The following is a 13,576-nucleotide window of genomic DNA, read 5'->3' as shown; positions in this document are numbered from 1 at the left end:
ACAAGGTTTTTCAGCACTATAAAGACAACTCATATACATAAAACAAAGGTAGTTCACCGTGTCTACTACTTTATACGGCTTATGTTTATACAACTAAAGTGAAACAAAACTTTGATGAGTTAGTAAGGAATATGTTCATTTTGCTAAAATTATTTTTGTAATTTTATATATAAAAATTCAGCAAATGGATCTACAAACACGAAAACTAAATATTATCCAATACCTGATAGAGCTTAAGGATGAGAAGTTGTTCAACAAGATTGAAACAATTATTAAGGATAAGATTGGTAATGAAAAATTAAAACCGTTTACTCAAGAAGAATTATTAAGTAGAATTAAACATTCTAATGATGATTATCTTACAGGAAACTTTAAAACGCAAGAACAACTAGAGATTGAATCTGAGAACTGGTAATTCGATGAAAATAATCTGGACTAATTTTGCAATTGAAAACCTTAAAGCCATCACTAAATACTACGCTAAAGTAGCAGGAAAAAGTATCGCATATAAAATAAAAACAGAGATATTTAAGTCTACCAAACAACTAAAGCATTATCCTGATTCTGGTCAGGAGGAAATCTTTCTTAAGCAACTAAATGAAGGATACAGGTATATTGTAAGCGGAAATTACAAGGTGATTTATAAAAGAGTTGCAGAAGGTGTTTTGATTACCGATATATTTGATACTCGCCAAGACCCGGTTAAGATAAACAATCCTAAACGTAAGCACAATAAGGATTAAACTGGTACTTCACTGTTTTTATTATTTAAAGTGTTAAAGAATTTGCTCTTTTACAGAATATCATCTACCTTAAGAAAGCAATATTAACCACTGGTCTTTGACTATACTTATTTTGGTTAGGTAGAGCTTCTGGTTTGTCTTAATTATTAGGAAAAAGAAATAACTTGTTATGTCAAGTAAGAACTATCTTTATTGATTAGCGGTGTTTATGTTGGACTAGGAACTTTATATAGTTGTTTGTTCTGGACTAGCTACAGTATTTTAATCCCCACAGATACATTTTTATATTACTTTACAGCACCAGTGTCATTCTTTCCTATATTGATTATGTTTAGTGACGCAGAACCATTTCTTTATGTTCTGATATATCAGGTAATTGCTTTCCTTATTATCTGGCTTATTTTCTTTATCGTTCTGAGAGGACTTAGTAAGGTAAGACAACAATTTGGAAAAAGTTAGTTTTTAATAATGTATCTTAGGAAGCATTAAGATGATATCACGGATAAATTATAAAAGAACATTCATTAGACAACTAGCAATTTTTTTTAGTTATTTATTCTTCTGTTCATTAGTATTATTTAATCATACGGGTGGTGCAGATATCATCTTTATGGCTCTAATTACCATATCATTTATTATACACTTTATAATAGTTATAACGAAATGGATTAAAGATAAGAAGTCAGATATAGTTAACAGATGGACTTACTTAGATTTATTAATTTTAATAGCTATCATTATTGTATCCATAGTACTTGCTAATAAATATGGAGAATTTATGTGGTGGTTAACTAATGCTATTTAATTGTTTTGTATTTAAGCTTTCATTATACAACCCTCCCCAAAACAACCCTCCCCCTCAAAATTCCTGGCACAAAAAAATTACAATTACTAGCGGATGATTATAAGTAGATTAGAATATTAAATCATTTGTATGAAGAAAATATTACTATTAATAGGGGCATTATTTTGCGTTGCTACGGTGCAAGCTCAGGAGACTTTTCCTGTCAATGGATCATACGATATACGTAGCGGCCAGTTTGCTTTTATCAACGCCAATATTGTGGTAAGTGCAGAGCAAACCATCAAAAACGGTACTTTAATCATTAAAGACCGAAAAATTGAACAAGTAGGTACTGCGCTAAACATCCCAAAAGGTTACGTAATTATTGATTTGAAAGGGAAATACATTTACCCTTCACTTATTGATGCTTACACTTCTTACGGTTTGCCAGAAACCCCTCGTCAGAGTTTTAGCGGTAGAGGTTCGGCACCGGTGTTTACCACAACGAAGCAAGGTGCTTATCATTGGAATGAAGCTATAAAGCCAGAGATGAATGCCCATAGTATTTTTAATTTGGATGCTAAAAAGGCCGAAGAAATGAAGAAAAATGGCTTCGGTACTGTAAATACGTTAATTAAAGACGGTATTGCCCGTGGTACTTCTGCGGCAGTTACTTTGGGCGATGAAAGTAATAACTTAGTGATGCTATCGGCTAAAACTGCTGCAAATTATTCTTTTAGCAAGGGTACTGCAAAAACAGATTATCCGAGTTCTTTAATGGGTTCTATTGCTTTATTACGCCAAACTTATTTAGATGCTGCTTGGTACAAAAGCCAAAGTAAAGAGTTTAACATTTCCTTAGATGAGTTTAACAAGCAACAAAATTTACCTCAGATTTTTGAAGTAGAAAACTGGGAGGATGTTTTAAGAGCCGATAAACTAGGCGATGAATTTGGTAAGCAATACGTTTTTAAATCGGGCGGAGATGAATACCAACGCATAGCAGACATAAAAGCCACCACAGGTAAATTTATCATTCCTATTAATTTCCCTAAAGCTTATGATGTGGAAGACCCTGCCGATGCTCGCTCTGTAACCTTTGCACAAATGAAACATTGGGAATTGGCACCTACCAACCCAGCTGTGTTAGAGCAAAACGGAATCACTTTTGCTATTAGTCCTGCCGGCTTAGAAAGCCCTAAAGATTTTTGGACCAACCTACGCCTAGCCATTGATTTTGGTTTATCAGAAAAACAAGCTTTAAAATCTTTAACAGAAATACCTGCTAGCATTTTAGGGATAGATAAAAAGGTTGGTACCTTAAACGTAGGTAAAGAGGCTAATTTCTTAATTACATCATCGCCATTATTTGCTAAAGAGAACATCATTTTTGAAAACTGGGTGCAAGGGAAAAGGTTTATAGTTTCACAAATGGATGTGAAAGATTTACGTGGCGATTATGATTTAGTGATAGCCGGCCTAGGCAAGCTAGACATGAAAATTGGCGGAAGCATTGGTGCTTATGAAGTAAATATTGTAAGAACTGGAGCTGATAGCGTAAAAATAAAAGCAAATTTTGTGCGCAATGGAGATTTGGTTAATCTGGTTTTTGATTTAACCAAAAACCCTAAAGGCGATTTTAGATTGTCAGGATATTTAGATAAAGCATCACCTTTAACTTTTAAAGGTGATGCGGTTGCTGCTAACGGAAATACTACCAATTGGTCGGCAATTTTTAAAGCTCCGTTTATAGAGAAAGAAAAGAAAGAAGAGGCCAAAGGTGTTAGCAATGTAGGTAAAGTTGTTTATCCATTAGTGGCTTACGGTAACCCAGAGTTGCCAAAAGCAGAAACCATTATTTTTAAAAATGCTACCGTTTGGACAAACGAAAAGGATGGTATTTTAAAAGATGCTGATGTTTGGGTAGAAAACGGAAAAATTAAAGCCGTTGGTAAGAACTTAAGCGCCAACAACGCTAAACTTATTGATGCTAAGGGCAAACATATAACACCAGGTATTATTGATGAACACTCGCATATTGCCATTAGTAGAGGTGTTAACGAAGGCACACAAGCTGTTACTTCTGAGGTTCGTATTGGTGATGTGTTAGATGCTGAGGATGTTAATATTTACAGACAATTGGCTGGTGGTGTAACAACATCACACTTATTACATGGTTCTGCAAATCCTGTTGGTGGACAAACACAATTGATAAAATTAAGATGGGGAAATACACCAGAGGGATTGAAATTTGGTAATAACCCAGGTTTCATCAAATTTGCTTTAGGCGAGAATGTAAAGCAAAGCAATTGGGGCGAGTTTAATACCATCCGTTTCCCACAAACCCGTATGGGGGTAGAACAAGTTTTTATAGATGCTTTTACCAGAGCAAAAGAGTATAAAGCTACTATGGCGGCTTATAACGGCGCTAAGAATAAATCGGGTTTAACCCAACCCCGTAAAGATTTAGAGTTGGAAGCTTTGGTAGAGATTTTAGATGGCAAAAGACATATCACCTGCCATTCTTATGTGCAATCAGAAATTAATATGTTGATGAAAGTTGCAGATAGCATGGGCTTTAAAGTAAATACTTTTACCCACATTTTAGAAGGCTATAAAGTAGCTGATAAAATGGCTAAGAGAGGTATTGCTGGTTCTACTTTCTCTGATTGGTGGACGTATAAAATGGAAGTTTTAGACGCTATTCCGTACAACGGAAAGCTGATGCATGAAGCCGGAGTATTAACCGCTTTCAATTCTGATGATGCTGAAATGGCTCGTCGTTTAAACCAAGAAGCTGCCAAAGCAGTTAAATATGGTGGTGTTAGCGAGGAGGAAGCTTTAAAATTTGTAACCCTTAATCCGGCTATCATGATGCATATTGATGATAGGGTTGGTAGTATTAAACCCGGTAAAGATGCCGATTTAGTTTTATGGTCAGAGCATCCTTTATCTGTTTATGCTAAGGCAGAAAAAACGCTTGTTGACGGTATTGTTTATTGGGATTATGAGAAAGATGAGCAAAAAAGAAAAGAAATTAAAGAAGAGCAGGCTCGTTTAATCCAGAAAATGATTAATGCTAAAACTAAAGGAGCAAAAACACAACGTCCGTCTTTAGAAAAACCAAGCTTGTACGATTGTGACACTTTAGAAGGTGAGCATGCTGAAACCGAAGAACATTAATAGCTAAACATCATGAAAAAAATTATATATCAATTCATCATATTAACGGTTGTGGCATGTACAGCTTATGCGCAACCAAATATAGCTCCGGCTAAAGCCCAAACTCAGGCAATTGCTTTGGTGGGTGCTACGCTGCATATTGGTAATGGTACCGTAATAGAAAACGGGATTATTATTTTTGATAAAGGTAAAATTACCGCTGTTGGCGATAGTAAAACAGCATTACCGCAAAATGCAAATGTCGTTCAAGTTACTGGAAAACATATTTACCCAGGTTTTATTGCCCCGGCTAATGGTTTAGGTTTAACCGAGGTAGAATCTGTTAGAGCTACCAGAGATATACAAGAAGTAGGTTTTATCAATCCGCATGTAAGGTCTATTATTGCTTATAATACCGATTCTAGAATTATCCCAACGGTACGTTCTAATGGTGTTTTACTTTCTCAGCCAGCGCCAGAAGGTGGTTTGGTTTCAGGAACATCATCTGTAGTGCAATTAGACGGTTGGAATTGGGAAGATGCTGCTTATAAAACCGATATGGCTATCCATTTTAATTGGCCAACTTCAAGAATAAGAACCAGCAGAAGAGCAGGAGCAGCAGTTAGCGAGGAGCAGCAAAAAGAGCGTTACCAAAGGCAAATGGCCGAGTTACAAAACTATTTTGAAGAAGCTAAGGCTTACGCCGAGCTTAGTAAACCTAAAGTTTTTAATGCTCGTTTTGATGCCATGAAAGGCTTATTTACAGGTACTAAAAAAGCTTTTGTAAATGTATCAGCACAAAAAGATATCATTATAGCCGTTAAATTTTTCGAAGGGTTTGGTATAAAACCTGTTTTGCTTGGCGCTGATGAGGCTATACAAGTTGCAGGATTTTTAAAGGAGCATCAAATTCCTGTTATTGTTAACGAGAGTCATGCTTTACCAGTAAATGATGATGACGATGTTTACCTTCCATACAAAAATGCAGCACTTTTACATAAAGCAGGGATATTAATAGCCATGAGTATTGAAGGTTATTGGCAGCAACGTAATTTACCTTTTATGGCAGGTACAGCAGCGGCTTATGGTTTAAGTAAAGAAGAAGCTTTGGCTTTAATTACATCCAACACAGCTAAAATTTTAGGTATAGATAAACAAACAGGTACTTTAGAGATAGGTAAAGATGCCAATATCATTATTTCTGAAGGCGATGCTTTAGATATGCGAACTAACCATATTAGCAAAGCTTATATCCAAGGTCGTGATATAAATTTAGATAACGTTCAAAAGCAATTATACAAACGCTATGCAGAAAAATTAGGTATCAAAGAGTGATTTGAGCTAAGCGTTTTAAAGATATTAATGGTAGCGTCTCCCTAAAGAGAGGCGCTGTTTTTTTATAATATTTTCCCAAAAAGATATCTAACACCTACTCGATAGGTTTTTGATTGAATGTTGTACTGACCTTCTGAGTAGATGGTTTTTCCTACTGATTTTAGGTAAGCTGCAAAAAGCTGAATCCTTTTTAAAGAAACTCCGGTCTCTAAAGGTAAATCAAACATTGCTTTATTAAGGGTTAAATCATATTGTAAACGATTGTTCATTTCTGATTGTATGTAAGATTTACTGAAGTAAGTGGTATAGTTAGACACCATATTTAAACGGAAGCTAAAAGAAATACCTCCGCTTACATAAAGCTTAAAGTTTTGCTTATTATAGTAGTTGTAGACAATATTTGGTGATAAAGAGAATATAATATCTTCATAATTGTAAACGCCATATTTTGCTCTGTCAAAAGTTAGTTCTTCCTCTCCTTCAGCTTTAGCTTTTACTTGATAAATATGTATAGGTATATTAAAAGCTATTTTACGTACATGTGGATTAGTGTAGAATATAAAGCCGCCTGTTATGCCAGGTGTTACAAACATTTCAGACTTTTTACCTGTAAGGATATGGTTTTCATGAAAAGATACTTTGCTGTTATTAGCTGTTAATCCAAAAAAAAGATTTACTGAATTAGATTTTTTTGTAGTTACTGTTTGTTGATTTAAATTGATGGTCTTAAACAATTTAATCAAGCTCACCTCATTATAAGCCGATGTTCTTATTGCATTGGAAGATTTTTCATTATTAATCCCATAAGTATTTAACAACTCACGAAGTTGCTTTTTGTAAGGATTATAGCTTTCTTTTACACCATTTAAACGATAATAATTGCTCAGTAATTCTGATATTTTATCGTTTTTATCTTTTACAAAAAAGCGTTCTTTGGTAGCATCTTTATAACTAAAGAGTGATAAATAAGTCCCTTCAAATAAGCGTTTTAACAATACTGTTTCTTCTTTAAAAACAAAATTACTATCTATTACAGAACTAATTTCTGATTGTGGTATTGATATAGGTCCTTGATATTTTTGATAATAACAAACATCAGGTATTTGAAGTATTAAAATATCATTAATAGTGTATTCTTTTCGTTCTTTGGCTTCAGCAGATTTAAGATAAATTAAATTAGGGTTATAATTCCATTCTTTTAAACCAATATCACCTTTTATAGTGTCTAGCTTATGGGTTACAATATAACCTTTGTGATAACGAGTTTGACCTAGGGCAAATGAACTGCAAAATAGGAGCAGTAAAAAAATATATTTCATGATTTCAGGTTCAGTGCTTCAATATAGAAATCAGTTTTCGTAATAAGAATTTTTTTAATAAAAAGATAAAGGGTTTATCGATTTAATTTTCACAAAAAACCGATTTCCTACTTATAGATTTTTATATTTGGTTAATATCTGTTTAATGATTTTAAGGGGATTCAATATAAAACAACAATTAAAAAGTATAACACTTTTAGTGTTTTTACTGTTGCCAATTATTACTATTGCTTTTCAGAAGTCTTATCAGCTAAATCCCCAACTTAAACTTTACGATTCTCTGGTAAGTAGGTACAGGTATTTTAAACCAGACTCTGCTCTTTATTTCATGAACCAAGGCTTAGAACTTGCTACTAGGTTAAATGATGATAATGGGAAAGCTATGATGCTAAACCAATGGGGGATGATTTATGACAACAAGGGAAACTATCAAGAATCTAGAAAAAAGTATTTACAAGCACTAGAAATTTACCAAAGAACAGGTTATGTAAAGGGTATTTCTGCCGTAACTATACGTTTAGGTGTAGTCGAAAATAGAAAAGGTAATCATGATAAAGCTATAGAGTATTTCTTAAAATCATTAGCTATAAGCGAGAAAAATAATTATGCTTATGGCATAATGGAATCTAACCTTACCGTAGCAGAGGGGTATCTGGGGCAAAAAAATTATGCAGTAGCATTAAAATATTTAAAAAAAGCCGAGTTTATCAGCGACACCATCCCTTTTTCAAATCTGAACCTCAACATTTACAATAATTTCGGGGTTATCTATAGAGATATTAAAAAATATGATTTAGCTGAGTATTATCTTAAAAAAGGTGTTGCTTTAAGCAATAATATCAAATATCAAGGTTTAAATATTACGCTTACCAATAACTTGGCTAGTGTCTACGCTCGTACTGGCAAGAAGAAAGAAGCTATAGCGCTTCAAAAAGAAGCTCTTAAAAAGGCTAAAGAAATACAAAATTTCCTGAGAGAAACAGAGGTTTTATTAGGCTTAGCAGAGAATTATAAAGAAACCGATAGTAGAAAAGCTTTAGGCTATTATAAAAATGCATTAGAACTTACCAGAAAAAACAATGCTTATAAAAGGCAAGTAGAAATTCTAAACCAAATGGTAATTCTTTACCGCAAAGAGGGTAATTATAAAGAGGCATTAACATTAAAAGAGGAAGAGAAAAATTTAGCAGACAGCTTTTTGTATAAAGATATTAATAGTCGCATAAGCGATTTACAAGCCGAGTATGAGCTGGCTAAATCTCAAGCCCGAGTTAAAGAACTGCAATACAGTAACACCCAACAAAACTTACGTAGTACCATTATCTTAAGTGTTGCTGTATTTGTTATGATTATTCTTGTTTTTATGGTTTTTAACAACCGAAGAAACAGGAAATTTAATCAGCTTTTGTCTAAAGCCAATCAAGAATTAAAAGAATCTAACACGGTTAAAGATAAATTATTCTCTGTTCTAGCTCATGATTTAAGAGGACCATTTGCAGCCATTATTAACCTTTTAAGCATGGTTAAAGATGGATATTTAGATGAAGAAGAAAAGAACGATTTAATTGATAAAATTACCCAAAATAGTACCGCTTATTTAGATACCCTTAACGATCTGGTAAAGTGGGGCGAAACACAAATTAAAGGTTTGAGAATAAACCCACAAACCATAGCTGTTGCTAAAGAAATAGAGCTTAATCGCGAGTTTTTAAGTGTGCTGATTGAGGATAAGAATATCAGTTTCAGTAATGAAATACTACCTCATGTAGCTGTTTTGGCAGATAAAGCCCACTTTGATTTAATCATCAGAAATTTAATAAGTAATGCCGTAAAATTTACCAATACGGGAGGCAGCATCAAGGTTTTTGCAGAAGATGAAAGCCAATATATCAGAATTACAGTTAAAGATTCTGGTATTGGCATGTCTGCCGAAAAACAGAGTCGTATTTTTAATTTTGAGAACATCAGTCTAGCAGGTACTGGTAATGAAAAAGGAAATAGCTTAGGCCTCATCTTGTGTAAAGAATACGTTTTAGCAAATAAAGGCACCATAAGTGTTAAAAGTAAGAAAGGCGAGGGTTCTGAGTTTAGTTTTACCTTACCTAAGGCTTAAATCACGTAATTTTAATAGAAAACATCATGCAATTTGGAAAAGTAGAAGATCCATCAATCATAAATTTTAGCCTTCCGGCTGATGCGCCTGAGACTAAAGAAGTACTAAAAAATACTTCTAAAAATGATTTTGAGGCCTATGTAGGATGCGCTAAATGGAATAAAGCCGATTTAAAAGGCTTTTATCCAAGAGGTACAAAAGACGAGCTAACTTATTACGCCACGCAGTTTAATTGTATTGAGCTAAATGCTACTTTCTATAATTTACCTAGCAGCGCACAAGTAAGCAGCTGGAGAGATAAAACTCCTGATGATTTTAAGTTTTTTCCTAAAATAACCAACACAGTTAGTCATTACCGCAGGTTAATAGATGTTAAAGAACCTGTTACTTTATTTTGCGATGCCATTAGCCATTTCGAAGAAAAATTAGGAATGGCTTTTTTGCAACTGCATGATAATTTTAAGCCTAAAGATTTTGACCGACTTAAAACTTTTGTTGAAGATTTTCCAAAAGTAATCCCGCTAGCCATAGAGGTTAGAAACGAAGAATGGTTCACCAATAAGGCTGTTGCCGATGAACTTTACCAATTGTTAAAAAAGCATCATATCACCAATGTTTTGGTAGATACAGCAGGCAGAAGAGACATGATGCACATGAAGTTAAGCACACCTATTGCTTTTATTCGTTATGTAGGCGCTAATCATGAATCTGATTATAGCAGATTAGATGAATGGGTAGAACGTATTGTTGATTGGAAAGCTGCTGGTTTACAGAAACTGTATTTCTTTGTTCACCAAAATGTAGAGCTGGCTTCGCCTTTATTGTCTGCCCATTTTATAGAAAAGTTAAATAGAGCAATAGGTACAAAGCTTCATATCCCCGCAATGGCCACAGAAAATCCTACTTTATTTTAATTTTAGCCTATGGAAAATTATGAATCTGTAGAAGCATATATAGCTCATTTCCCTGAAGTTATTCAGCATCAGCTAAAACAAATCAGAGAAATTATAAAAAGGCTTGCACCTGATGCGGTAGAAAGCATCAGCTATGGTATGCCAGCCTATAAGCTTTATAAAAAGCCATTGGTTTACTTTGCAGCTTTTAAAAATCATATAGGTTTTTATGCTACTCCAAGCGGACATACCGCTTTTGCTGAGGACTTATCTATTTACAAGCAAGGAAAAGGCTCAGTACAGTTTCCTTTAAACCAGCCTATTCCTTATGCTTTGATAGAGAAGATAGTAGCTTTTAGGGTAGAAGAAAATAAATCCGTCCTTTAATCTACCTTGTTTTTTAGTTCTTCGCCATTGCAAAATGCATCAATATTGGCAAAAGAAACCCTTGCTATTTCCCCTATGGCTTCTTGCGTAAAAAATCCTTGATGCGAGGTGATTAAAACATTAGGAAAAGAAATTAAACGGGTAATCAATTCATCTTGTATAATTCCTTCTGATAAATCATGGAAAAATAAATCTCCTTCCTGCTCATAAACATCTAAACCTAAAGCCCCTAATTGGCCACTTTTTAAAGCTTTTATAGCATCTTTAGTATGTACCAAAGCGCCTCTACTGGTATTAATAAGCATGGCACCATGCTTAAATAGTTTTAATGTTTTTTGGTTGATTAAGTATTGCGTTTCTGGCGTTAAAGGGCAATGTAGAGATACAATATCAGCATCACACAAAGTTTCTTCTAGGGTTCCGTATTGTACACCCATGGCTTTAACTTCATCTTGCGGGTACAAATCATAAGCACTTATTTTACAGCCAAAACCACTTAATATCTTACAAAATGCTTTACCAATATTACCTGTGCCAATAACTGCTACTTTACGGTTATGTAGGTTAAAACCCATCAATCTTTCTAAAGAAAAATTACCTTCTCGTACGCGATTATAAGCTTTATGTGTTTTACGATTCAAGGTTAAAATCAATGCCATAGCATGTTCTGCAACTGCTTCTGGTGAATATGCAGGTACCCTTACTACGGTTATGCCCATGGCTTTTGCATCGGCTACAGCCACATTATTAAAGCCAGCACATCTTAAAACAATTAATTTAATACCTGCAACTTTTAGTATTTCTAATACTGCTTTATCTACTTTATCATTTACAAAAATGCAAATGGCATCAAAACCATTAGCCAAAGGGGCGGTATCTGCATTAAGCGCTAGAGTGAAAAAAGTAAGCTCATGACCGGTATTGTATCTGTTTAAAAATTCTTCATCGTAATGGTAGGTGCTAAAAACGGCAATTTTCATATCATTAAGCGTGTTTTTATGAGTGTAAGCTATATCTTATTTTTTTAAATGATGATGCAAGATACATATTTGCATACTGTAGGATAATGATATTGGTTACAAAATAGCTAAACATTGTTGACAAGCCTTTGTCAATTTCAAAAGTAGTTTTGGGATATAAATAAATCATTATGGAAACTACAAAAGCAAACACAGCAGTAATTACTTCAGAAGAATTACTAGCACATTGGCAAGGGCACAGAGGTTTAACCCGTAGATTAATAGAAGCTTTTCCAGAGCAAGAGTTTTTTGATTATAGCATTGGCGGCATGAGGCCTTTTGCAGATATGGTACAAGAACTGCTAGCTATTGCCGTACCCGGTTTAAGAGAAATTACGGGTGGTAAAACAGAAGAGCTTAAAGAGCATATAGAGCATGGAAAACAAAAGGCTCATATCCTGAAACTTTGGGATGAAGCTACCGAGGAGTTGAACCAATTATGGGGGCAAATTCCGGTAGAACGCTTTCATGAGCATATTTTGGCCTTTGGTCAATATGAAGGCTCTGTTTGGTCTACTATTTTTTACTTTATAGATAATGAAATTCATCATAGGGGGCAAGGTTATGTGTATTTACGTTCTTTAGGAATTGAGCCTCCGTTTTTTTGGGAAAGATAATTATGAAAAAGATACTGGTTTTTAAAACATCTGTAGAAGAAGAACTAGTGCCAAAAGTTAATGAGGTCATGAAAAACCTCATTGATGAAAACGGAAACTGGAATTTTGATCTGGAGGATTGCGACCGCATCCTCCGGGTTGAAACCCTTTTATTAGATGCTTGTGAAGTAGCCCAAGAGTTAGAAAATATAGGCTTGTATTGCCAAGAGTTACCCGATTAACTGATGCTCTCTGGAATATTAATTTTTATTTGAGATACTATTTCAGCTATTCTTTCTTTTAAGCTATCAGGTTCTAAAATTTCTGCTCGGTCTGCAAACATCATAAACCAGCGGGCAAAACTTTCATGTGTATCGTTGGTCATGAAAGTCATTTCAACACTATTTCTGATAACCTTTTCTGAGACGAAACCATAGTATTTCCTGCCTGTACTTAAATAACGGGCAATATCCTTATCAATCCTGATAACTACTTTAGTTTTCTCTTTTTGCCCTTCCATAGCTTTTCTGTATTCGTCTAAAAGTTCTGGACTATGTTTTTTACTAAAACGATGTTCAGTTTTAGCGATGGCAAATATTCTATCGGTACGAAACTGTCTATAATCTTGCCGTAGCAAGCAAAAAGCCATCATATACCAAAAATTATTTTCGTTAAAAACGCCAATTGGCTCAATAATACGTTCTACAATTTCTTCGGCATGTAAATTTTGATAGTTGATAACAACTTGCTTTTTCTCTGCCATGCTATCTAATAAAATATTTAAGGCATTAGGCACTTGGTCGTTAAAAACATCATGACTAGCATTAATCCAAACCTGATTTTCTAGCATGGCAACTCTATCTTTGGTATGGCCTCTTAGTACAGATTTTAGCTTAAACATAGCCGACTCATAATGTGCGCTTAAGTTTTTATCGCTAAACTTTTGCATCAATTTTTCAGAAGCTACAAAGCTGTTAACTTCCTCAGGCGTAAACATGGTAGGCGGTACCCTATACCCATCTAATAAATAATAACCAATTCCGGCTTCTCCACTAATGGGTACACCTGCTGCTTCTAAAGATTTAATATCACGGTAAATGGTACGTAAACTTACTTGAAAGCGTTTGGCTAGTTCTTGTGCTTTTACAATTCTGCCAGATTGTAAGTGGATAAATATGGAAACAATTCTGTTAAACCGGTTTAGTGTTTCATGTTCCATAGCCAG

At 34.4% G+C, this 13,576-nt stretch carries 12 protein-coding genes; 9 read left to right on the top strand and 3 right to left on the bottom strand.

Annotated elements, in window-relative coordinates; translation table 11 throughout:
• Positions 1-184 precede the first annotated feature (184 nt).
• From GJJ64_RS08880 to GJJ64_RS08865, 4 genes are all read left to right on the top strand, one after another.
• Positions 185-415 carry a hypothetical protein gene (locus tag GJJ64_RS08880; protein ID WP_149075520.1) on the top strand — a complete coding sequence of 77 codons (231 nt, stop codon included), beginning with the start codon at positions 185-187 and terminating at the stop codon, positions 413-415.
• 4 nt (positions 416-419) lie between these two features.
• Complete coding sequence (locus GJJ64_RS08875) at positions 420-743, top strand: type II toxin-antitoxin system RelE/ParE family toxin (protein WP_154287449.1); 324 nt, start codon at positions 420-422, stop codon at positions 741-743.
• 934 nt (positions 744-1,677) lie between these two features.
• The gene (locus GJJ64_RS08870) at positions 1,678-4,710 is read left to right on the top strand and encodes an amidohydrolase family protein (protein WP_154287448.1); all 3,033 of its coding nucleotides are present in this window, start codon (positions 1,678-1,680) and stop codon (positions 4,708-4,710) included.
• A gap of 12 nt (positions 4,711-4,722) precedes the next feature.
• Complete coding sequence (locus GJJ64_RS08865) at positions 4,723-6,024, top strand: amidohydrolase family protein (protein WP_154287447.1); 1,302 nt, start codon at positions 4,723-4,725, stop codon at positions 6,022-6,024.
• Between the two features lie 62 nt (positions 6,025-6,086).
• Here the strand turns inward: GJJ64_RS08865 and GJJ64_RS08860 are convergent, their stop codons facing one another.
• Entirely contained in the window at positions 6,087-7,343 is a 1,257-nt protein-coding gene (locus GJJ64_RS08860) for a hypothetical protein (protein WP_154287446.1), read from the bottom strand.
• A gap of 145 nt (positions 7,344-7,488) precedes the next feature.
• Here GJJ64_RS08860 and GJJ64_RS08855 point away from each other — a divergent pair, with 145 nt between their 5' ends.
• From GJJ64_RS08855 to GJJ64_RS08845, 3 genes are read left to right on the top strand one after another with little or no spacing between them, the layout of a single operon-like run.
• Positions 7,489-9,456 carry an ATP-binding protein gene (locus GJJ64_RS08855; RefSeq protein WP_154287445.1) on the top strand — a complete coding sequence of 656 codons (1,968 nt, stop codon included), beginning with the start codon at positions 7,489-7,491 and terminating at the stop codon, positions 9,454-9,456.
• Positions 9,457-9,482: 26 nt separating this feature from the next.
• Positions 9,483-10,370 carry a DUF72 domain-containing protein gene (locus GJJ64_RS08850; protein WP_154287444.1) on the top strand — a complete coding sequence of 296 codons (888 nt, stop codon included), beginning with the start codon at positions 9,483-9,485 and terminating at the stop codon, positions 10,368-10,370.
• A gap of 9 nt (positions 10,371-10,379) precedes the next feature.
• Positions 10,380-10,736, top strand: coding sequence for an iron chaperone (locus GJJ64_RS08845; RefSeq protein ID WP_154287443.1), 357 nt, complete (start codon positions 10,380-10,382; stop codon positions 10,734-10,736).
• Here GJJ64_RS08845 and GJJ64_RS08840 read toward each other — a convergent pair.
• Positions 10,733-11,716, bottom strand: coding sequence for a 2-hydroxyacid dehydrogenase (locus tag GJJ64_RS08840; RefSeq protein ID WP_154287442.1), 984 nt, complete (start codon positions 11,714-11,716; stop codon positions 10,733-10,735). The genes GJJ64_RS08845 and GJJ64_RS08840 overlap by 4 nt on opposite strands.
• 170 nt (positions 11,717-11,886) lie before the next feature.
• Here GJJ64_RS08840 and GJJ64_RS08835 point away from each other — a divergent pair, with 170 nt between their 5' ends.
• Entirely contained in the window at positions 11,887-12,372 is a 486-nt protein-coding gene (locus GJJ64_RS08835) for a DinB family protein (RefSeq protein ID WP_154287441.1), read from the top strand.
• Positions 12,373-12,374: 2 nt separating this feature from the next.
• On the top strand, positions 12,375-12,593 hold the full coding sequence (locus GJJ64_RS08830; RefSeq protein ID WP_154287440.1) for a hypothetical protein: 219 nt from the start codon (positions 12,375-12,377) through the stop codon (positions 12,591-12,593).
• Here the strand turns inward: GJJ64_RS08830 and GJJ64_RS08825 are convergent.
• Positions 12,590-13,570 (bottom strand): helix-turn-helix transcriptional regulator, encoded by a 981-nt coding sequence (locus tag GJJ64_RS08825; RefSeq protein WP_154287439.1) that lies wholly within the window; start codon positions 13,568-13,570, stop codon positions 12,590-12,592. The two genes, GJJ64_RS08830 and GJJ64_RS08825, sit on opposite strands and share 4 nt — an antisense overlap.
• Positions 13,571-13,576 lie beyond the last annotated feature (6 nt).

It is taken from the genome of Pedobacter puniceum (genome assembly GCF_009674685.1).
GTDB lineage: Bacteria > Bacteroidota > Bacteroidia > Sphingobacteriales > Sphingobacteriaceae > Pseudopedobacter > Pseudopedobacter puniceum.
This window is presented reverse-complemented; position numbering and strand designations above follow the sequence as displayed.